The sequence below is a fragment of the Pedobacter panaciterrae genome (genome assembly GCF_013204795.1).
Classification (GTDB): Bacteria; Bacteroidota; Bacteroidia; order Sphingobacteriales; family Sphingobacteriaceae; genus Pedobacter; species Pedobacter panaciterrae.
The window spans coordinates 56,541-77,884 of the sequence record NZ_JABMKW010000020.1; the positions used below are offsets into that span (position 1 = coordinate 56,541).

The 21,344-nt window shown below is 37.4% G+C and carries 23 protein-coding genes; 14 read left to right on the forward strand and 9 right to left on the reverse strand.

Annotated elements, in window-relative coordinates:
- Positions 1-21: 21 nt before the first annotated feature.
- The 5 genes from HQN86_RS19025 (at position 22) to HQN86_RS19045 (ending at position 3,542) form a co-directional block, all read left to right on the forward strand.
- A complete protein-coding gene (locus tag HQN86_RS19025; protein ID WP_172662479.1) occupies positions 22-1,212 on the forward strand; it encodes an FG-GAP-like repeat-containing protein in 1,191 nt (396 codons plus the stop codon).
- A gap of 38 nt (positions 1,213-1,250) precedes the next feature.
- Entirely contained in the window at positions 1,251-2,027 is a 777-nt protein-coding gene (locus HQN86_RS19030; RefSeq protein WP_172662480.1) for a hypothetical protein, read from the forward strand.
- Positions 2,028-2,106: 79 nt separating this feature from the next.
- A complete protein-coding gene (locus tag HQN86_RS19035; RefSeq protein WP_172662481.1) occupies positions 2,107-2,583 on the forward strand; it encodes an RNA polymerase sigma factor in 477 nt (158 codons plus the stop codon).
- A 2-nt stretch (positions 2,584-2,585) separates the two neighbouring features.
- Positions 2,586-3,146: a hypothetical protein gene (locus HQN86_RS19040; protein WP_172662482.1), complete on the forward strand. Its 561-nt coding sequence runs from the start codon at positions 2,586-2,588 to the stop codon at positions 3,144-3,146.
- Positions 3,147-3,176: 30 nt separating this feature from the next.
- Positions 3,177-3,542, forward strand: coding sequence for a DUF2784 domain-containing protein (locus HQN86_RS19045; protein ID WP_172662483.1), 366 nt, complete (start codon positions 3,177-3,179; stop codon positions 3,540-3,542).
- A gap of 104 nt (positions 3,543-3,646) precedes the next feature.
- Here the strand turns inward: HQN86_RS19045 and HQN86_RS19050 are convergent, their stop codons facing one another.
- Positions 3,647-3,838 (reverse strand): cold-shock protein, encoded by a 192-nt coding sequence (locus tag HQN86_RS19050; protein WP_012780707.1) that lies wholly within the window; start codon positions 3,836-3,838, stop codon positions 3,647-3,649.
- 104 nt (positions 3,839-3,942) lie between these two features.
- Positions 3,943-4,158: a hypothetical protein gene (locus HQN86_RS19055; protein ID WP_172662484.1), complete on the reverse strand. Its 216-nt coding sequence runs from the start codon at positions 4,156-4,158 to the stop codon at positions 3,943-3,945.
- Between the two features lie 76 nt (positions 4,159-4,234).
- On the opposite strand from HQN86_RS19055, the gene HQN86_RS19060 reads away from it, so the two are divergent.
- Positions 4,235-4,948: a YqjF family protein gene (locus HQN86_RS19060; protein WP_172662485.1), complete on the forward strand. Its 714-nt coding sequence runs from the start codon at positions 4,235-4,237 to the stop codon at positions 4,946-4,948.
- Between the two features lie 10 nt (positions 4,949-4,958).
- On the opposite strand, the gene HQN86_RS19065 is transcribed toward HQN86_RS19060, so the two are convergent.
- Together HQN86_RS19065 and HQN86_RS19070 are read right to left on the reverse strand one after the other, a co-directional pair.
- On the reverse strand, positions 4,959-6,020 hold the full coding sequence (locus HQN86_RS19065; RefSeq protein ID WP_172662486.1) for a carboxypeptidase-like regulatory domain-containing protein: 1,062 nt from the start codon (positions 6,018-6,020) through the stop codon (positions 4,959-4,961).
- A 29-nt stretch (positions 6,021-6,049) separates the two neighbouring features.
- Positions 6,050-6,718 carry a class I SAM-dependent methyltransferase gene (locus tag HQN86_RS19070; RefSeq protein WP_172662487.1) on the reverse strand — a complete coding sequence of 223 codons (669 nt, stop codon included), beginning with the start codon at positions 6,716-6,718 and terminating at the stop codon, positions 6,050-6,052.
- Between the two features lie 181 nt (positions 6,719-6,899).
- On the opposite strand from HQN86_RS19070, the gene HQN86_RS19075 reads away from it, so the two are divergent.
- The 3 genes from HQN86_RS19075 to HQN86_RS19085 are packed head-to-tail and all read left to right on the forward strand — an operon-like array spanning position 6,900 to position 9,787.
- Positions 6,900-7,886 carry a 2-hydroxyacid dehydrogenase gene (locus tag HQN86_RS19075; RefSeq protein ID WP_216854455.1) on the forward strand — a complete coding sequence of 329 codons (987 nt, stop codon included), beginning with the start codon at positions 6,900-6,902 and terminating at the stop codon, positions 7,884-7,886.
- A gap of 22 nt (positions 7,887-7,908) precedes the next feature.
- Complete coding sequence (locus HQN86_RS19080; protein ID WP_172662488.1) at positions 7,909-8,376, forward strand: rhodanese-like domain-containing protein; 468 nt, start codon at positions 7,909-7,911, stop codon at positions 8,374-8,376.
- A 43-nt stretch (positions 8,377-8,419) separates the two neighbouring features.
- Entirely contained in the window at positions 8,420-9,787 is a 1,368-nt protein-coding gene (locus HQN86_RS19085) for a PhoPQ-activated pathogenicity-related family protein (protein ID WP_172662489.1), read from the forward strand.
- Between the two features lie 16 nt (positions 9,788-9,803).
- On the opposite strand, the gene HQN86_RS19090 is transcribed toward HQN86_RS19085, so the two are convergent.
- The 4 genes from HQN86_RS19090 to HQN86_RS19105 all read right to left on the reverse strand — a co-directional run bounded on the left by HQN86_RS19090 (position 9,804) and on the right by HQN86_RS19105 (position 14,190).
- Complete coding sequence (locus HQN86_RS19090; RefSeq protein ID WP_172662490.1) at positions 9,804-10,043, reverse strand: hypothetical protein; 240 nt, start codon at positions 10,041-10,043, stop codon at positions 9,804-9,806.
- Between the two features lie 25 nt (positions 10,044-10,068).
- Positions 10,069-10,794 carry a DUF92 domain-containing protein gene (locus HQN86_RS19095; RefSeq protein ID WP_172662491.1) on the reverse strand — a complete coding sequence of 242 codons (726 nt, stop codon included), beginning with the start codon at positions 10,792-10,794 and terminating at the stop codon, positions 10,069-10,071.
- A 19-nt stretch (positions 10,795-10,813) separates the two neighbouring features.
- A complete protein-coding gene (locus HQN86_RS19100; protein ID WP_172662492.1) occupies positions 10,814-12,724 on the reverse strand; it encodes an ATP-dependent DNA helicase in 1,911 nt (636 codons plus the stop codon).
- A 62-nt stretch (positions 12,725-12,786) separates the two neighbouring features.
- A complete protein-coding gene (locus HQN86_RS19105; RefSeq protein WP_172662493.1) occupies positions 12,787-14,190 on the reverse strand; it encodes a hypothetical protein in 1,404 nt (467 codons plus the stop codon).
- On the opposite strand from HQN86_RS19105, the gene HQN86_RS19110 reads away from it, so the two are divergent.
- A complete protein-coding gene (locus HQN86_RS19110; protein WP_172662494.1) occupies positions 14,157-14,882 on the forward strand; it encodes a tetratricopeptide repeat protein in 726 nt (241 codons plus the stop codon). The two genes, HQN86_RS19105 and HQN86_RS19110, sit on opposite strands and share 34 nt — an antisense overlap.
- 46 nt (positions 14,883-14,928) lie before the next feature.
- The gene (locus tag HQN86_RS19115; RefSeq protein ID WP_172662495.1) at positions 14,929-15,957 is read left to right on the forward strand and encodes a glycoside hydrolase family 18 protein; all 1,029 of its coding nucleotides are present in this window, start codon (positions 14,929-14,931) and stop codon (positions 15,955-15,957) included.
- 18 nt (positions 15,958-15,975) lie between these two features.
- Here HQN86_RS19115 and HQN86_RS19120 read toward each other — a convergent pair whose 3' ends face one another.
- Entirely contained in the window at positions 15,976-16,737 is a 762-nt protein-coding gene (locus tag HQN86_RS19120; RefSeq protein ID WP_216854456.1) for an alpha/beta hydrolase, read from the reverse strand.
- A gap of 172 nt (positions 16,738-16,909) precedes the next feature.
- On the opposite strand from HQN86_RS19120, the gene HQN86_RS19125 reads away from it, so the two are divergent.
- The 3 genes from HQN86_RS19125 (at position 16,910) to HQN86_RS19135 (ending at position 21,333) form a co-directional block, all read left to right on the forward strand.
- Positions 16,910-19,330, forward strand: coding sequence for a DUF5916 domain-containing protein (locus HQN86_RS19125; protein ID WP_172662496.1), 2,421 nt, complete (start codon positions 16,910-16,912; stop codon positions 19,328-19,330).
- Between the two features lie 116 nt (positions 19,331-19,446).
- Complete coding sequence (locus tag HQN86_RS19130) at positions 19,447-20,202, forward strand: hypothetical protein (RefSeq protein ID WP_172662497.1); 756 nt, start codon at positions 19,447-19,449, stop codon at positions 20,200-20,202.
- 69 nt (positions 20,203-20,271) lie between these two features.
- Complete coding sequence (locus HQN86_RS19135) at positions 20,272-21,333, forward strand: glycoside hydrolase family 5 protein (protein ID WP_172662498.1); 1,062 nt, start codon at positions 20,272-20,274, stop codon at positions 21,331-21,333.
- Positions 21,334-21,344 lie beyond the last annotated feature (11 nt).

The following is a 21,344-nucleotide window of genomic DNA, read 5'->3' on the forward strand; positions in this document are numbered from 1 at the left end:
TTATCCATATAAAAAAATAAAATGAAGAATATAAACAGACCACTAATTGCATGTTTAGTAGCTGGTATTTCATTGCTTAGTAATACAGGGTCAGCACAGGTGAAAAGTAAAAATGTAAAAGAAATACATTTTAAAAAGCATACGCTAACTAATGAATTTATCTCAGAAGGTTCAGCCGTAGGTGATTTGAATAAAGATGGTAAAATGGACATCATTGCCGGAGCTTACTGGTTCGAAGCACCTGATTGGAAACAACATGAAATTGATGAACCTAAAAAGTTTGATTGGAAAAACGCTTATAGTAATTCATTTCTAAACCACACAATGGACGTAAATCAGGATGGTTGGTTAGACATTATTCGGGTCGATTTTCCGGGAGAACCCGCCGTTTGGTATGAGAATCCAAAGAATAAAGACGGACACTGGAAAATGAGAACGCTGTATTCATCTGTAGGAAATGAATCGCCTCGCTTTGTAGATGTTGACGGAGATGGAAGAACAGATCTGTTATGTGCAGATTCCAAGGGGAATAAAGTAGTTTGGTTAAAGGCGCCAGTTTTAAAGGGTGATACTACATGGACGGTACATGTTATAAGCGATGTAAAAGACAGGGGAACTCACCAGTTTACCCATGGTTTGGGCTTTGCAGATATCAATAAAGATGGCCGGGCTGATGTGTTTATTAAAGATGGATGGTGGGAGGCCCCGGTTGACCGTACTGCCTCTGACTGGACATGGCATCCAGCAAATTTTGGCGATGATTGCTCTCAAATGTATGCAATGGATTTGGATGGCGATGGCGATGTGGATGTTATTAGTGCTTCTTCTCATAATTACGGAATTTGGTGGCATGAACAGGTAAAAGATAGTCAGGGGAATACAGCTTGGACACGTCATGAGATTTTTAAATCATTTTCACAAACCCATGGCCTTGCACTGATAGATATGAATCGGGATGGTCATCCTGATCTGGTAACTGGAAAGCGCTTTTACGCACACAATGGACACGATCCGGGCGAAGAAGAGCCTGCTGTTTTATATTGGTTTGAATATAAGCCGGGAAAAATTCCCTCTTGGATTCCTCATCAGATCGACGACAATTCCGGGATAGGCCTGCAAGTTGTAACTCAAGATATGAATAAGGATAAACTCATAGATATTGTTATTGGAAACAAAAAAGGAGTGTTCTATTTTGAACAATTGAAAAAGTAGCTTTTTTTGTATATTTATGATAACCAAATATTTAAATAATGAAAAAGCAATTGACGCTCCTAATTGTTGCTGTATCTTTATTGCTGGTAACATGTAAAAAAAAATCAGGATCTGATGAGCCTGAGCAAACTCCTGTTAAATTATTGTCCAGAATAATAGAGGTAAGTGGATTTCCAACACCAACCACAAAATTTACGATCTATACTTATGATGAGAAAAAGAGGATAAGTACAATTAGCTGGGCCGGAAAAGAATTTACGACATATACCTATCATGGTGATGAGCTATTTAGCATAGATACAAAGTTCGGTAATAAGAGAAATCTTTCGGAATTTTCGTATGCTGATGGAAAACCAAAACAAATAGTCAGGAAATTTTATACCGATGGGGAATTAAAAGGAGGGGTCACGCTCGGGAATATTTATACCGGAGATAAGATTACCGAAGTTCACGTAAATGAATCTGGCACTGTGGCACAAAAGCGATTTTATCGGTATGCTGGAGATAATATTGTCGGGTATGATAGTCAAACGGATGTATTTATCATAAAGGAATCTACTTTTGGAACTAAAAAAAGCATGTATTTTAATTCACGATTAAAATACATAAATGGAATAGAGACCTTTGACAGGTTTTCACCTAATGATTTGCTTGCTTCAGTTATAAAGTATCCAAACGGCGCGGAACTTCGGCAAAAAAATACATTCACTTACGATGATGATGACTTTCCTGTAACTTTGTTAACGGAGGCTACATTTGAATCTGGCGAAAGTGCAGGAACCTTTAGATATACTTTTGAGTATAAGATGTATTGATTCTACGGATAATGTAAGTTTTCTTCGGTTTCTGCAACCTATTGAGAAATTGAAGAAATATGTATTTAATTATTAATCTATGGATGAGCAGCCCTTTTTAGTACTGATTCAGGAACATCAGGGTATCATCCATAAGATTTGCAGATTATATCGTGATAGTAAGGAAGATCGGGAAGATCTTTTTCAGGAAATCACCTATCAACTATGGAAGTCCTTTCCTTCATTTAAAAGGGAAGCAAAGGTAAGTACATGGATGTACCGTATTGCGCTCAATACCGCAATTGCTTCGTTTCGGAAAAAAAGACTTGATGTTGAATATCATCAAGTGTTGCCGGATTTGCCTGATGACGAGGTAGATGAAGAATATGCCATTCGGCAAGAAAGCTTGTTTGCAACGTTAAAACAACTTAACGAAAGTGAAAGGGCTATTGTTGCCCTTTACCTTGACGACCTTAGTTATAGGCAAATTGCTGAAATAATTGGCATAAATGAAAACAACGTAGGGGTTAAGCTCAATCGAGTAAAACTCAAAATCCAAAAACTTTTAATCAGATAATTATGGAAACTGATCCACTTAAATTAGCATGGAATGCTGTACAAACGCCAGTTAAAACGAATAAAGAACTGAGCTCAATGCTTATCGAAAGCAAACACCCGGTGCTTAAGGGCATCAGAAAGCAATTTACAATAGAGATAATCGGATGGTCGGTATTTTTGCTTTGCTATTATACCATGTTTGACGGCGATCAAAAGCCCATTGCAATCAATATATTACTCGTTGTATCTATGATTTTTGCACTTATTCATAATGTTTTGGGCTACAATTTTTCAAAAAACCTTATTAATGGAGGCACAATCAAGTCATCATTAGAAAGATACCTGTCAAAAATTAAGGTTTATGCAACGGTATCAATCTCTTCCAGGGCTTTCCTAATCACAGGTTTTCTAGTCTTTTTTACTTATAATATAAACTTTACAACAGGCAAATACGTTTTGTTGGCTGGAGTTATTGCTGTATCCCTGGTGCAATTGCGCTGGTTATTCCTTTTATGGACAAAGCGACTCAAAGTGCTCAACAATACAATTATGGAATTTAGTGTGGAAAAAGAGACTCAGTAGGACACATTTGTTTAGACTTAAATATATCGTATGTACTTGTTTCTGGATTGGTTTTTTACAGCATTACACTTAATCATTATTGGATTTAACCTGGTAGGATGGATTTGGAGAAAGACAAGAGCACTTCATTTTGTTTTTGTACTATTAACAGCCGGCTCATGGCTGATATTAGGTATCTGGTTTGGACTCGGTTATTGCCCAATAACTGATTGGCAGTGGCAACTAAAGGAAAAGCTGGGCGAAACCAATTTGCCAAACTCTTTCATAAAGTATTTTGTCGATAAAGTGACCGGGGGGGATGTATCTTCCACATTTGTTGATATTGCCACAGCTTCATGCTTTATCGCAGCAGTATTATTATCCGTTTATTTAAATTTTATTAAAAAGAAACGATAAAGGCTTATTTGAACAGGTTCATTAATGACTCAGAACAAAATCATTGGAAACAAAAAAAGCATCCTTTTAAGGGATGCTTTTCTTTAATTTATAAAATGAGTTGATTAACTGATCTTAACATTAATTGCGTTTAAGCCTTTTTTACCTTGCTCAACGTCATAGCTTACTGAATCATTCTCACGAATGCTATCGATTAAGCCTGAAGAGTGTACAAAGATTTCGCTATCGCCATTAGCTGGCACGATAAATCCAAAACCTTTTGTCTCATTGAAAAACTTTACTGTTCCTTGTTGCATTATATTGTAATTTAATTATTTTCAAATGTACATTTAATTTATTGAAAAACAGCAATTTATTAAAAATATATTCATATATTCTTTAATTGATACTTCAAGCCAACCTATTTTGATCTTTTTGAGGTTAGTAAAATAACCACCCCTGCAATCAAAACTACACCACCGATGTATGGAGGCCAGTTTACACTTTTTTCCCTGTCTGCCGAAATCTGAATAGGGCCGGCATCAATCAACTTTTCTTTTTTGGTGTAGGTAAATCCTGTCCAAATCAGCATAACAACGCCAAGGATTATCATTACTAATGCTATTGTTTTGTTCATGGCTATCTCTTTAATTTATTTTATACAACAGCCTTGTATATTAAATGTTTGATTATAATATTTTGTATTTTGCATAATGAGTTTTTTAACCGCTGAGTGGCGAAAGCTAGCTATAGCTAATTATGCTATTGATAAGAATTTACTTATTCCCTATTTGCCGGCTGGCACAGAGCTGGATTTATGGAATGATACCTGTTATGTAAGCTTAATCGGCTTTCTGTTTAAAAACACAAAGCTGTTGGGGTTCAGTATTCCCTTTCATGCAAACTTTGAAGAGATAAACCTTCGGTTCTATGTCAGGTATAACGATAATGGAGTCGTAAAAAGGGGTGTGGTATTTATTAAGGAGATAGTGCCAAAATTTGCATTATCAATAGTAGCCAATGCTATTTATAACGAAAACTATGAGGCAATGCCAATGAGTCACTGTATAAAGGAAAATGAAGAAGATCGTTATGTAGAATATAAGTGGCGGTATAACAATCAATGGCAAAGTTTTAGTGTAACGGCAAACAAAGCCCTTTCAGAAATCCAGACGGGAAGCGAAACCGAATTTATTACAGGCCACTACTGGGGATATGCAAGATATAGCTCAGAAAAAACTAACGAATATGAGGTAAAACATCCTAAGTGGGCCCAATACAAAGTAAAAAGCTTTAATATCGCTGTTGATTTTGGATTGGTATATGGACAGAATTTTAGTTTTCTTACACAGCAGCAACCTGTATCGGTAATGCTCGCCGAGGGCTCTGATATTTCTGTTGAACGAAAGAATACGATTCGTATTTAAATACTTATTATTATTGCGTATCCGGATCATATTCCAGCGGAAGCTGATCTGCTATACGTTTACGACCCCAAAATCCCTGGATCAATAGGTTTTTGTATCCTGCATAGCTACCTCTAACATCAACCTGCGCATCCAGTTGTAAAACAGATCCGGTTTCGTCCATCTCTATGATTTCCCAGCTTCCTTTTGATGGGGCAAGGGATGCCACTTTTTTCTTATCATAAACGGTATAGAGTCGCTTTTTATATTTAAAGGTGATAAAATTGCTGTCTGCGCGTTCAATAAGCTGTTCTGTGTACACTGGAGTTGGATCTATCATTAATGGAAAATCAACGTTTTTTATAACATGCGTAAGGAAGCCTTCCTCCTGAGTTTTGTTTTTATAAAGCGCTCTTAAATAGTGCATGAGCGATCCTTCATATGCCATTTTTCTATTTGCTTTCCAGGTCTGCTGCTCTTCATTTGAGCCCTTAATATCTTCAAAAATAGATTCTCCATCATAGATCGTTGCATCAGCTGTTTTATTGTATTGAAATTTCCTCAGTAAGTATTTAATACGATATCCAAGTTTTCGGTTTTCTATGATCAGAAAATCACGCGAATTGGCTTTTAAAATAGCCTTTTCTGTAGAGAAATCAATGATATCTGTATTCAATATCTTGCATTCTTTTGCATTTTTAGATTCTCCCATGAAATATTTTGTGAATGTTTTTAGAAAATTCTTGCGCTGATTGTTATCGCCAATAATCACTTCGTCTAAAATGATTTGTTTTTCCTCTAATGTGAAATTGAGAACAACCGATTTTTCTAAAACAACTGCATTTTGTTTTATTGAGCCGTAACCCAACATATTAACCACAACCTGATAAGTACCAGGCACAATACCGGAAAATTTAAATTCGCCTTTAGTATTGGTTGTTGTTGATTTTTGAGATCCGTCAATAAATATTGTGGCGGCCTCAATTTGTTCAGCTTTGGCATTTGTTACTGTTCCAGATATGGTAAAAGTTTCCTGAGCATTTACACCAGTACAAAACAGGGTGAATAGTATAAAAATGATTGTTTGTTTCATTAGAGAGTAGTTAATCTTGTGTTTTTTATTTAAAGTTTTTTTGCTGTTATGATTATAATGTCTCGTTCTATAAAATCTCCAAGGCTACCTTTAATGTTCTCTTTCTCCTGAGTAATTTTAGCAATGGAAAAACCAGCTTTAATGAGTGTTTCTGAAACGGTTTCCTTGTCATATAGCCGAAACTTCCATTTTGTAAAAGGAAGTTTTTTCATGAAGTCTTTGTCGGCAAAGCCGATGCTGAAACTGCCGCCTGGTTTTAATACCCTGTAAATTTCCTTAGCGTAAACATCGGGGGTTTCCCAAAAATAAATGGTATTTACCGTAAATATTTTATCAAATGAACCGCTTTGGAAATCAATGTCATGGCCATTAGATAATTCAAACGAAACAACATTCTTATCAACAAACGCTCGATTTATTCTTGTTGCCTCCTCAATCATAGTTTCAGAGATGTCAATACCAAAATAATGAACTCCTGTTGATTTGGTGATGATGGAATTTACATGGCTTCCATTGCCCTGACCGATTTCTAAAACATGATCATTCGCTTTTATGTCCAGTTGCTGTATGGTCCTGGCAATCATATTTTCATTTGAAATAGCCATTCTTTCGCCGGTTTTTATTCCATTATCACCCTTTGGTGAGCTTAGTTGGCTAGCCATTTCTTTTAAATCCTCATCATTCCAGGTTGTGCTCATAGTGTATTGTATTGGCTTAAGTGTTGTGACTATTCAAATAAGATTATCTATTTCTAAAAGTAGAGATATAAGGTCAGCTTACCAAGCAAGTATTTTGTTATGGAACAAATAAATTAAAACTATTAATCGTTTGTTATATTGGAGCGTGTTTATAATTCCAGTTTAAATTTTTGCGAAATACATGATTAAAGTTTTAATAACAAGAAAAATACCTCAACGGGGAATTCAATTACTCGAAGAAGCAGGTTATAAACTGACTATTTATACGGAAAAAAGGTCCTTGCCACAGAAAGAGCTAATTGAGCTTTGCAAAAATAATGATGCTCTGCTAAGTGCAGGATCTAACAAATTAAATGCTCACTTTTTTGAGGAGTGCAGTCACCTGAAAGCTGTAGCATTGATGAGTGTTGGGTATGATAACGTAGATATTGAAGCAGCAACCTCTTATAAAATACCTGTTAGCAATACTCCTGATGTACTTAGTAATGCCACCTCAGATGTGGCCTTTCTCTTGATGCTCGCGGTATCCCGTAATGCTTTTCAGATGCATAAAAGAATTGAACGCGGTGGTTGGTCGTTTTTTGAGCCCACCACAAATTTAGGAATAGAATTAAAAGGCAAAACACTTGGTGTTTTTGGTTTGGGGAGGATCGGGGTAGAGCTTGCTAAAAAGGCTAAGGCAGCATACGAGATGAATGTCATTTATCACAATAGAAATCGCAATACTGAAGCAGAGGAAATATTGGACGCAAAATATGTTTCTTTTGATCAGCTATTAGCCGAAAGTGATGTATTGTCTGTTCATGCCAATCTTTCAAACGAAACCAAGAATTTATTCAATGGATCTGCGTTCGAGAAAATGAAGCGCAGTGCTTTGTTTATCAATACAGCAAGGGGAGGCTTACACAATGAAGCCGATCTGATTAACGCAATTCAAAATAAAACCATATGGGGAGCGGGTCTGGATGTTACCAATCCCGAACCTATGGATAAAGATAATCCCTTGCTTAATTTACCGAATGTTTGTGTGCTGCCACATATTGGTTCTGCAACTGAAGAAACCAGGGACAAGATGGCCGTTATGGCTGCAGATAACCTGATTGCCGCATTAAGTAACAAAGTAATGCCGCAGATCATTAATCGCGAAGTTTACAACAGTAATCATTAAATTGCCACATAATTCAAATTTCATGAAAAACTTACTTTTAAAAACGATAGCTGTTTTGTTAATCTTTGTTGCCAATTCAAATATTTCTAAAGCACAACAAATCCCGTCTGCTCAGTTACAGAACAATCCCTGGACTAAGAGTCAACTTATGGAGCCTTCTGTTCTGGCAAATATGATCGAAAAAGGGCAGAAAATCCGTATTTATAACATTGGTGTTGTTGAAGATATAAAAGGTGCTACACACCTTGGCGCTGCCAGTGAGAAACAAAATGTAGAAAAGCTAACTAAAGTAATAAAAGGACTTCCAAAAAATGAAATGATAGTAGTGTATTGCGGCTGCTGTCCAATGGATAAATGCCCTAACATCAGGCCTGCTTTTAAAGCGTTAAATGAGCAAAAGTTCACGAAAGCATATTTGTTAAATTTAACAGTTAATTTAAAAACTGAATGGATCAATAAAGGCTATCCGCTAGCCCAAACCGTTAAATAGAAACCCGTTAAATATTTGCTATATTAGTTCCTAAAAAAAGAAAATGTCTCGAAAATTAGGTACGGCTTCTACGCTCTTCTTGTGCTTGATAACTTTGCTTGTTCAAGCCCAAACAACAACATCACCAGTTGAAATCACTCCCGTTAACGCTTTATCACATTACCTGAATAATGGTGATAACACCTACAAATGGGAAGTAAAAGACTCTTATGATCTTGATGAAGTGAAAGTATACAGTATTCTGCTTACTTCGCAAAAGTGGAGAGAATACACCTGGACCCACCAACTTAGCATAATCGTTCCAAAAGAAAATAAGTACGACGGAGCTTTGTTGTTTATTACCGGTGGAAGTATAAATAAAGAAGGCATGCCAAATTGGAGTGATAAAGGCGATGGCCTGGTTAAAAGTTTTAGTGCAATAGCAAAAGAAAACAAAGCTGTGGTTGCCATACTCAAGCAGGCACCGAATCAACCTCTTTATAATAATTTAACTGAAGATGCTTTAATATCATACACACTTCATAATTACAAAAAAGATGGCGATTACAGCTGGCCATTGTTATTCCCAATGGTTAAATCTGCAAAAAGAGCGATGGATGCTGTTCAGGAATTTTCTAAACAAAAACTACATCATAGTATTAACCGTTTTGTTGTATCGGGGGCATCCAAACGTGGCTGGACAACCTGGCTTACCGGAGCTTCTGATAAACGGGTAACCGCAATTGCACCAATGGTGATCGATATGCTGAACATGCCGGTAAGTATGAACTATCAAATCAAGGTTTGGAAAGATTATAGCATCCAGATAGAGGATTACGTTAAACTAGGTCTTGTACAGGATCTGGGTACCGGGAGCAGCAATGACCTGGCTACCATGATTGATCCATATTCGTACCGTAAATCACTAACTATGCCTAAAATGATCGTAATGGGCACCAATGATGAATATTGGCCAATAGACAATATCAAGAATTATTACGACAGTATTCCTGGTCAAAACTTAATTCATTATGTGCCAAATGTGGGGCATGGGCTTGGTGACGGTAAAGAGGCCATGACTACCCTAAGCTCGTTCTTTGGACTCACCATGTCAAAATCGCCTTATCCGGTTTGCATATGGAAATCCTCTCAAAGTGATCAAGGAGTAAAGGTTAGCATTAAAACTACAGCAGATAAATTAATTGATGTTACCGTATGGCATGCTGATTCGCCGGATCTGGATTTTCGAAATGATAAATGGGAAGCCAGAAAGCTGGATGTTAAACCTAAATCAGAGATAAATACTTTAGAGCAGTATCCTGATTCAGGTTATAGAGCTTTTTATATTAATTTAAAGTACAAGGATTCTAAAGGTGGTGAGTATGTTGAAAGTACCAGAGTGTTTATGACGGACGATAAAAAGCTTTTATAGACCGTCATCTTTTCCATTAGTTGTTTTCAAGAAATGTAGTCAGTAAATTCTTTAAATAAAGTTCTGGCTTAGGCATTTTAACTACAGTGCCAGGTTCCTTATCTTGATTTTGTTTGATATAATTGGCTTTAATTTTACCCCAATCTTTAGAGTAGAGCTTAATAAACATATCTACAAAATCTTTGTCTGTGTAATCTTTTGGAAGTTTACTCAATACTGCTTCAATTTTCTCTTCTTTTCTATGTAATACTGCCATAACGATTTTAATTGTGGCCGCTAAGTTATGGAAAATTAAATATGTAATAGACCATTATCGCCAATAAGGATGCTACAAGCGTATTCAGAAAATTTACCACATCATTGCTCATGTAGTTTTTGCGTTCAAAGGTAGCTCCGAGTATCGAATCTGTCAGATTGCCAAGTATTCCTGCACCGATCACAATGAGGCTCATTTTATTAAAACCAGCGTAAATTAAGCCTATTATAGACGCACCGCATGTACCTATAAGGGTTCCTTCTAAACTTACAACTCCATCCAAACCATTAGCTTCTCTTTTAAAGGTCAGGATGTTATAAAATCTGCGCCCGTACACCATACCCAGTTCAGAAGATAGGGTATCGGCAAGGGCAGAGGCTAGACTGGCAGCTGCCATTAAAACATATAGGTCTGAATGATGATGGTCAACAATTGCCAAAATGCCTGTTAACCCCGCAACTCCTCCATTTGCAAATACTTGTCCGGCATTTCTCCCATTGTTATCCAGAATTTCCGGATGGTATTTTGCCTTCAGTTGTTTTTTGTGAGCCGTAGCCGATACGCCAAGAATAAAAAAGGTAACAAGCATTAGTATCCCGGTTTCTCCTATACCTGCAAATACAAAGAAACCAATTAAACCCGCGGTAAGCGCTGCAGGGAACGTTAGTTTTTTTGCCCAAACACATATCCCCATCATTGCAATCAGCAATATAACAGTAACCAATAAAACGGGGAGTGATGATGTAGACATATTTAGGTTAAACCGAAGTTTAAAATAGTTGTAATGTAACTGTAGGCTCTACCGAGGAAGAGCCTGGTTTAGTATTGGGCTTGGTCTTATGTTTATCAATCCAGGCAATATAATCTTCGGGTTTAACTGGCTCTTTTAATAATCCAGAACCGAATTGCATTTGCGAAACTCTTGCTTCAATTATTTGCCTGTACTTTTGGAGTAAGTGTTGTATTTGCTGTTGGATTTTGTTTTTCGGTTTAATCCTGATGTTTTTGTTTACAGGATTTAGGAGCTGAATAGTGATTTCCTTACTGAAATAGGCCAACGCAGATTCAATTCTATCCTGCAACACTTGTTGATCTTTAAAACCTGCTTGCTTATGTAACTGCTTCACCTGGGTCTGAAACTTTTCAGACAAGATCATAAGGTCTTTAACCGATTTATTCAATTGAGCAAGCAAAGATTTAAATTCTGGCAGGTGCGATTTAACGATCTCAGAGTTTGAACTGATTGTTTCCAATCCGCTAAGCACACGGTTTAGCGAAAAATGGTTTAATACTACCTGAAGAATGAATCTTTCCTGTTCAGTAATTAAAATGTGCTCTAAGTCATCTTCATTAGCGGGTTTCATGTAATTGATCACCTCCGTATTTGACCTTAAACTTTCAGTACTGATCTTTGATTTTAAAATAAGTCCGTTTAGTGTTCTAACACGACTCAAAGCAACATAAACCTGACCGGCAACAAATGATTTTCCGGCATCAATTATTGCATTGTCGAATGTTAATCCCTGACTTTTATGAATTGTAACGGCCCAGGCCAATTTAATCGGATATTGGGAAAATTCCCCAACTTGCTGTTGTACAATGGCCTGTTCAGGATCAGCTTTATATTCAAAAGATTGCCATGAAGATTTTTCCAATAACAAATCATCCTCCTGCGGAAAAGAGATATAGATCTCACCATCTTTAACAGACTTAACCTTTCCGATCTTTCCGTTATAGAATTTCCGATTATCACCTGTGTCGTTTTTTATGAACATGATCTGGGCACCTTCTTTAAGTTTTAAGGTCTGCTCTGCCTGCAAGCCCAGATCTCTAAACTCTCCGCTTACCTCTCCCTCAAAAGTATACTCTTCACCGGTTAACTCATCTAACTTTTCTTTGTTAATTGTATTAGCCTCAGCATTATGTGAGGTGATGATAATCGGATTTAAGTCATCAGTAGAGCTGAATTGAGGGTCGTATCTTTTGTTTAACAGATCCAAACTGCTTTCACTAATCTGATTGTTTCTGATATCATTCAGAATATTAATGAATTCAGGTTCAGTTTGTCGGAATACTGTGGTAAGCTCTATTTGTAAAAGTGGGTTTCTGCGGATTACAAGCGCATCAAAGAAATAAGGCGATGGGTATGCTCTACTTAGAAACGCCCAATCTTCTCTTTTAGTAACCGGTGGTAGTTGATATAAATCTCCAATTAGCAGGAGTTGAACCCCACCAAAAGGCATGGTATTTTTTCTAACCGATCTTAGTATTGCATCAATTACATCCAGCAAGTCGCAACGTACCATCGAAACCTCATCAATAACAAGTAGTTCCAGTTCATTAAATAGATTTATCTTATCTCTGGTATAGCTTAAATCAGAAACCATAGATTGAATAGAAAGTATTCCAGATTGCAGGTTCTCTAAACTAATATCACCCGGGAAAAAGGAGCCTGGAGGCAATTGAAAAAAGGAATTGATTGTGGTTCCCTTGGCATTCATTGCTGCAACCCCAGTAGGAGCAACCACGGCCATTTTTTTTGAGCTACTCGCCTTAATCCGCTTAAGCAGGGTTGTTTTTCCGGTTCCAGCCTTTCCTGTCAGAAAAATATTCTGATTGGTATAGTCAATAAAAGATAAAACCTTGTCGAAAATTGAATTAGAAGAACCGCCATTACTCATACAGCAAATTTAACTGAAATTTTCTCCGGTTCCGAGAATTGTTGAAATGTTCTAATGAATATTTATCTATTGTACGGATGTTCACTAATCCATCGAAATGGTCGTTCAGCAAGCTGATACTTCTTTCTCTTCAAAGTAATTGTAGCAGGCGTACCAAATAAATTGCCTTTAAGAATCAATTTATTGCTGTCTGGAAATTGGTAATTTAGCTTGTAGGTAACTTTTGGATTATCAGTAAATGATATGTCCAGAGTCTTTGATGTTTGAAGTACTTTATAAGTACACCATGCCGTTTCAGTTCCGTTATATTTGATAACTGCATAGTCATTTCTGTCAAATGCCACTAGTTCCAATTTTCGACTCAAAAAAGAGGTGTCGGGAAGCGGCTCGTTCTTTTCTGATTTTATCTCCTCTATATCATAAGCGCCATAAACTACGGGCTTGTTATTCGTCTTTTTGCTAATTAGGGCTATGTTTAACGCGGTAAATAACGGAATTGCTGCATAGAGTAACACTGCAGCATACTTCAGTACTATTTTAGAAATTCTGGCCCATTTTGCTTTAAAAACAGGAGCCTTTAATAGATTTAGTCTTACCAGTTCTCCCTTAAAAAAGAACTTAAACAAAATCCTAATATTAGGAGAAAGGATAATTAAGCACATCAAAACAAGAGCTGTACTCAGCAACTTTACCGGGACATCATAGAAGTAGTTAATGGCCATAATATTCGCTGAAGTCATCAGACATAAAAAAGCACCAATGGTTGCTGTTTTTCTGAAAAACAATAAGACACCCATCATTTCTGCTGTAAACATAAACCATTTGTAACCATCAGAAAAACCTAAAAATCTCCATGCCAAACCCATCGGAGAAGAATCTCCATAAGTTGTTGTAAGTTGGCTTAAGTATAATGATGGAAATTGTCCATCATTAAGTTTTGCAATTCCATAATGGACAAGCATAAAACCAACATAAAACCTACACACTACTATAATCCAGTAGAATAGCTGATCATGGCTTTTTCTATCTCTGTCTAAGGCCGACCATATAATTGTTCCAAAGAAAGAAACAAGGAAGACACAAAGAAGTAACACGTAGTCGTAAGTGGTATCTCCACTACCATTGGTGAAAGTGGTGATTTGGTAAGAAAGGCTCAAATATTTTTGAGCAAACCAGGGGATAAAAGACTGCAGCGCAGGTATACTGAACTTCTGGATATAATATAGGAATGGAAAAGCCCCGTTATTAAAGCATAAAACAAAAAGGATGCAAAATAAAAAAAGGAATCTGGTTAAAATGAGAGAGACGTATTTGGCCATATTGTATGTTCGGTTCTGATTGCTATAAGCAATTGTTAAAGTAAGAAAATAGTTCCTATCTTGTTCTATAAGAATAGTTTTTTTTAACAAATAGCAATTCAACGCATCTCTTAATGAAACAACTTCTAATAATAGCTCTAATTTCATTATCAATTACTTCATGTAATTACGCACAGCAGCCTGCAAATGCCAACTCAGAATTACCTGGTAAAGCAATCAGTTATGAGGATTGGAAAAAAGAAGCGCAAACTAATATCAGGTTAAATCCCAAGTTTGGAGATGCTGTTAAAACGGACTCTCAAAAAGAAGCAGATCAACAGCTTATAGACGATTATGTGAAGCAACAAGGTAACCACCATAAAGGTGCAGAGATACTTATAAAACTGGGTTTTGATCATCTTTATAAAGGTGATGTTAGAACAGCAATGTACAGGTTTAATCAGGCCTGGTTACTGGAACCTAAAAATGAAAATGTATTCTGGGGATTTTCTGCTGTTTATTTTACACTGGGAGATCATGAAAAAGCGATGGAACAATTGAATGAGGGACTGAGTTTGAATCCTAATAGCTCAAACTTACTTACTGATAAAGCAACAATCTATTACGCCAGATTTCCTAACAGCAACAATCCCAAGGATTTGTCTGCCGCTGTTGATTTATTAATCCAGTCGTATAAGATAGATCCTAAAAATCAAAATACTTTATTTAAGTTATCGGCAGTGTACTTTATGAAGCAGGATTGTAAAAATGCCCTGAAATATTATAATGAATGCAAGAAACTGGGAGGAAGGCCTATCACCAAAGAATTTACTGAAGCAATTCAAAAGCAATGCCCATAATATCTGATCATTTTTTCTAAATTTAGGCACCTAAACCAATTTAACCATGAAATTTATTTACTCCATTATGGGTATTTTGCTTACTGCTATGTTAAGTACAGCTCAGGCACAGCAAAAAGAAACTCCCAGTAAGCACGTCAAGAATAAGGTAATTGTAGCTTATGTTACGTCGTGGGGTAAGGTTTTACCCGATCCTAAACTGGTTACACACATCAATTATGCTTTTGGCCATGTAAATAAAACATTTGATGGCGTTACTATCGAGAATGAAGGCCGTTTGAAAGATATTGTTGAATTAAAATCTAAATATCCAAAGCTTAAAGTTTTGCTGTCTATTGGTGGGTGGAAAAGTGGAAGATTTAGTGAAATGGCTGCGTCTGTGGAAAACAGAAGCAAATTTGTAGACGATTGCCAAAGAGTAGTAAGTTCATTTAACTTAGATGGAATAGATATAGACTGGGAATATCCCACAAGTTCCGAAGCTGGAATATCTTCTTCCCCAGATGATACCAAAAACTATACTTTACTGATGTCTCAGATTAGAAATAAGATTGGTCATAAAAAATTACTGACATTGGCGTCTGTTTCAAATGCAAAGTATATCGATTTTAAGGCGATTACACCAATAGTGGATTTTGTGAATGTGATGACGTATGACATGGGGACCCCTCCAAATCATCATGCAGGCCTTTATCATTCAGAGTATACCAAAGACATCAGTGTGGATGAAGGAGTGACTGCACATTTAAATGCAGGTGTACCCGCCAACAAACTAGTTCTTGGGATTCCATTTTATGGGCATGGTAAAGGTGATATTGCCTGGTATATCGATTATAAAGACATCGTAAAACTAAACGGTTATACAAAAAAATGGGATGATGTGGCTAAAGCTCCTTATTTAGTGAATGATGCAGGAGAGTTTGTATTGACCTATGAAACGCCGCAGTCTATTGCTATAAAATGCACTTATTTGCTTGAAAAGGGAATGCTCGGTGCGATGTACTGGGACTATACCGCAGATACTGAAGACGGGGAGTTGCGAAAAGCAGTACACTCCGGTGTTTACAGCAGATAAAAGAGCAATCTAAAATCATTACTTCTCTTTTTCCAGAAAATCAGCAAGCTCTGCAGATTTGTTAAACTGTGGGTTGTGATCTGCTTTAAATATCAGGTATTTATAACCCCTTTCTTTGGCCCTCTCACCATATGCATAAAAGCTGTCTTTTTCAGGTTCTGTACCTTCTTGCACAGTTAATATGTATGTCGCAGGCAATTTTAAGGCCCTAGGGTTTTTTCTTGAAACAGGCTGAGTGAAGGTTTTGACAGACTGGGGTACATCTTTTGGAAGTGGCTGGTTTGGTTTAACCCATTGGGGAATCATAAAACCATTTGTTGATGCCATTCCAATATCATTAGTGCCAGTTTTTTTGGAAGTAGCTAAACTTTCTCCATCGTTAGGCAAAATTGCATCAAGAAAAACCAGCTTTTTAATTCGATCCGGAATACTATCGGCAACTCCGGTAATTACCATGCCTCCATAACTATGACCAACTAAAATAACATTGTGTATGTTTTCATAAAGAATCAGATTAACCACATCTTTGATGTGGGTATTCAGATCAATGTCAGGAGAACTCAAGTGGACACGTTCACCTTGACCGGTTAAACTTGGTCTGTAAACAATGTTGCCGTGGTTGGACATTATTTCATCAACATTTTTAAAAGCCCAGCTACCTCCCCATGCTCCGTGAACGATTACATATACAGGTTTTTCCTGAGCCAATGCATAATTGGCGACTAATAAACTTAAAATGCAAGTGACTATTCGTAGTGACTTTTTTGTGAATAAGACCATAATATGGGGATTGGGTTAGTGTTAAAATAATAGAACGCGCACCGTACACTGTATCGGTTTAAATATAGCAATACTTATTAGTAAGGATGGCAAGATTTTGTCTGAATATTAATGTAAGCAAGCATGCAACATTTACAATACGGTAGTGTCTTATAGGCATTAACCGCTTTAAATGAAACACTACATATTTCTGTTTTTCTTGCTTTCATATACACTGGTATGTCAGGCTCAGGATCCTTCAGTGCAAAAGAAATTGCAGGCGGTGAGAACTACCGAAAGCCCAAAAATAGATGGTATTCTCGATGATCACTGTTGGATAGATGTTCCTATCGCTACTGATTTTTTTGAAATCAGACCTGTACCAGGCAGGGTAGAAGGAAAGGAGAAGCGTACGGAGATGAAGGTGCTATATGACGATGCTGCAGTATATGTTTATGCGCGGATGTATGATCATCCTGATAGTGTTTCTCATGAATTGGTTTCGCGGGATAATATTGGCAATGCCGATTTTATCTCCATAGTTTTCGACCCTTTTTACGACAAGATGAATGGCAATGGTTTTTTTGTTACCGCTGCGGGAGTTCAGTTTGATGCCAAATACTCGCAAATTGGCGATGAAGATGAGAACTGGAATGCTGTTTGGGAAAGTGCAGTTAAGATCGATGATAAAGGCTGGACTGCTGAGATGAAAATTCCTTATTCTGCTTTGCGTTTTTCTGCCAAAGAGATTCAAAACTGGGGACTAAACTTCAGTCGCCGAATCCAGCGCACAAATGTTCAAACATTTTGGAATTTTGTTAATCCCAATGTAAATGGTTTTATTAATCAGGAGGGGCTTTGGATGGGCGTTAAGGACATAAAACCACCATTACGTTTATCATTTTCCCCTTATCTGTCTGCTTATGTAAACCATTATCCGGCCAATATTCCAGGTATAAAAAACACAACCGCGCGTTTCAATGGCGGTATGGATGTTAAGTATGGTATTAACAACAGCTTTACCTTAGATATGACCTTGGTGCCGGATTTTGGTCAGGTGCAGTCCGATAACCGAATTCTGAACCTAACACCCTTTGAAGTTAAGTTTAATGAAAACCGACAGTTTTTTACAGAAGGAACTGAACTGTTTAATAAGGGAGATTTGTTTTATTCAAAGCGCATTGGCTCTATTCCAAAATACTATAATCGTTCTGATATAAGCAGCACTGAAACCATCATTAAAGATCAAAGTGAAGCCAAAGTGCTAAATGCCACAAAGGTTTCCGGTAGAACCGCAAAAGGACTTGGCATAGGTATTTTTAACGCGATAACTAAAGCCATGCAAACCGAGGTTGAAGACCAGCAAGGGAGTATAAGAGAAACTGAAACTCAACCGCTAACCAATTACAACATTCTGGTATTCGATCAGTCTTTAAAAAACAACAGCTCTGCAACTTTTATCAATACCAATGTTTTAAGGCAGGGCTCTGCCTACGATGCTAACGTAAGCGCTTTATTGTTCAACCTTAATGACAAAAAGAATGTTTACTTTTTTAATGGGGCAGGTAAAATGAGCTATCTAAAAGGAGCCACCAGCAGAACAGGTTTTAATTATGAATTTAAAGGTGGTAAGCAGAGCGGAAATTTCAGATGGAGCTATAATCAGGTATATGCTGATGACAAGTTCGATAAATCTGACATGGGCTTTTTTACCAACAATAATTTTTTAGACCAGCTTGTTAGGTTTGGATATAATAATTACAAGCCAACCTCATGGTATAACCAACTAGAAAGCTGGTTAAATTTTGAATATTCCCGGCGTGTTAATCCCGGCGATTATCAGCGTTTTGGTGTCGTTACCGGTGCCTGGGTGCAATTTAAAAGTATTTGGTCGGTTGAAGTGGATTTAGACTACGGGCCAGAGGGAAACGATTTTTATGAAGCCCGAAACGGTCAATTGTACAGAACGCCTGCCCGGTTTGGGGCATCTGTTTATGTAAATCCAAATAATGCAAAGGCATATAACTTTGGAGGAAATGTAAAGTACTTCAAAAAGGAACTTTTCAATGGAAGGGAATATAATTTCTATTTTTTCCAGAACTTAAGATTAAATGACAGGATCGCTTTTGGTCTTGATTTGAATTTTAATCCAAGCTACGATTATGTCAGCTGGATAAAAGCGCAAGGTGATCAGGCAATTTTTTCCCGATATAACCGGAACACAGTAGAAAACTCATTTGATGCAAAATATTCATTCAGCAATAAGATGGGAGTATCTGTTGTATTGCGGCACTATTGGAGTGATAGGAGAAATAAAGAATTTTATCTGTTAACCAATCAGGGTACGCTTGCTGCTTATCAGGGTGCTCCACTTACTGCAATGGATAGGAATTACAATGTTTTTAATGTCGATTTAATCTATGTTTGGCAGTTTGCCCCCGGAAGTGAACTTACCTTGTCATATAAGCAAGCTGCCGAAACCAATGATGATTTTTATACTAAACGCTATAACAGAAATCTCGAGGATATCCTCTCTGCGCCTCAAAACAAAAGTCTGTCTGTAAAGGTCTTGTATTACATTGACTATTTAAATCTTCGCAAGAAAGGTAAATAAATTGCCATCCAAATCACGAATAGAATTGATCTGGCGATCAAATGTATTTTGTTGTTTACAAAGGAAGTTTTGGGCTATTATTTGTGTATTATTAGGTACACACAAATGTAACCACTATGAAAAAGCTTCTCATGGTTGTACTGGCTAGCTATGCCATCACAGCCCGTGCCCAGGTGCACGAATCCCAAAACTTTCTTTACCTTAATTCCGACTCCGTAATCTATGCTAAAAGGATCATTTTCCGGCCTGATTTTTCTGGATTTTGGCAGCTACGGGCCGATTCCCGAAGAATTTCGCCCGAAAAAGTAAAATTCTTTAGTAACGAAAATGGTTTCTTCGCCAATACCAGGAGAGTCACTTTCGGACGCACTGCCGAATTCGCCGAGCGTATTGCAGAGGGAAAAATTAATATTTTTCAGGAAATTCCTTATGATGAATTTCTGGACGATAGGGCATACAGATATGGAGGCAGGCCAGAGCCTGTTGTTAACCTTCGGATGTATTACAACAAAGGATTCGATAATTTGAAAAAAGTAAATTATCAAAACCTTAAAAACGACATGGCCGATAATCCGGAAAGCATGGATATGCTGGCTGGCTACAGAAGAAGTATGAATACCAGCAAAATATTATATGCTGCTGCCGGAGCATCATTTGTGGCTGGTATTGTTTCTTTTCTGGTAAAAGGTAACGATATGCAAAAACTATCGCATACTGGATTCGGTCAGAGCAGTATGAACACAAAAGGTCCAAATGTTACGGGTACTTTATTGTTCTGGGGACTTGCTGCGGGTCTTGGCGTAGGAGGGTTTGTTGTACATACATCTGGATCAAGGCATCTCGAAAGCGCTGTGGATGTTTATAACAGATAGTCTTCTACTTATCCATGAATGTTGGTATATTTAAGGAAATAAACCGAACCTCAACTATCTCAAAGCTAAATGGAAAGAAGAAAATTCCTTCAACTAGGGGTGGGTTTAACAGCTGCCAGCCTATTTACACCTGCATTTGTTAAATCCAACCCTTTAATTATACCAAACAAGTTACCGCTCTGGCGTGGCTTTAATCTGTTAGAGAAATTTAATGGAGACCATAACCAACCTTTTAAAAAAGAAGATTTTCAAATGATGGCCAAATGGGGTTTTAACTTTGCCCGTTTACCAATGTCATACCACTGCTGGTCAAAACCTGATAATTGGCTTCAAATGGACGAAAATGTGTTGAAAGAAATAGATCAGGCAATTGACTACGGAATTAAATACAAGATTCATGTTAACCTTAACCTCCATCGCGTCCCGGGTTATTGTGTTAATCCACCGGCAGAGCCACTTAATTTATGGAAAGATGAGAAGGCTTTAGAAGCTGCTGCCTTCCATTGGCAAACCCTGGCCAAACGATACAAGAGGATCAATAGTAAGAAATTGAGCTTCGATCTGATTAATGAGCCTTCAAATGTTGAGGAGCTAGATTACGTGCGGGTAGTTACACGGATTGTTAATGCCATCCGGCAAGAAGATCCTGATCGATTAATTGTTATTGATGGACTCCATTATGGAACTAAACCCGTATTTGGGGCATCCGACTTAAATGTTGGACAAAGTACCCGGGGATACGGACCTATGCAGGTAAGTCACTATAAAGCATCCTGGGTTAAAGCAGATTGGCCTGTTCCAACCTGGCCTTTAAATCCAGAAAGCAACGACAAGTGGGATAAAGATCGGTTAAAACTGGAAATATTTGATCCCTGGAAAAAGCTAATGGACCAGGGCGTAGGAGTACATGTTGGCGAATGGGGAGCATACCAGCATACTCCTCATGATGTATCGCTTGCATGGATGAAAGATAATCTGGAAATATGGAAGGAAAATGGCTGGGGCTGGTCGCTATGGAATTTGCGTGGTAGTTTTGGTATTCTTGACAGCGAGCGGCAAGATGTAGAATATGAAGATTACAATGGCCATAAGCTAGATCGTAAAATGCTGAAGCTGCTACAGCAATATTAAGATAAGTATTA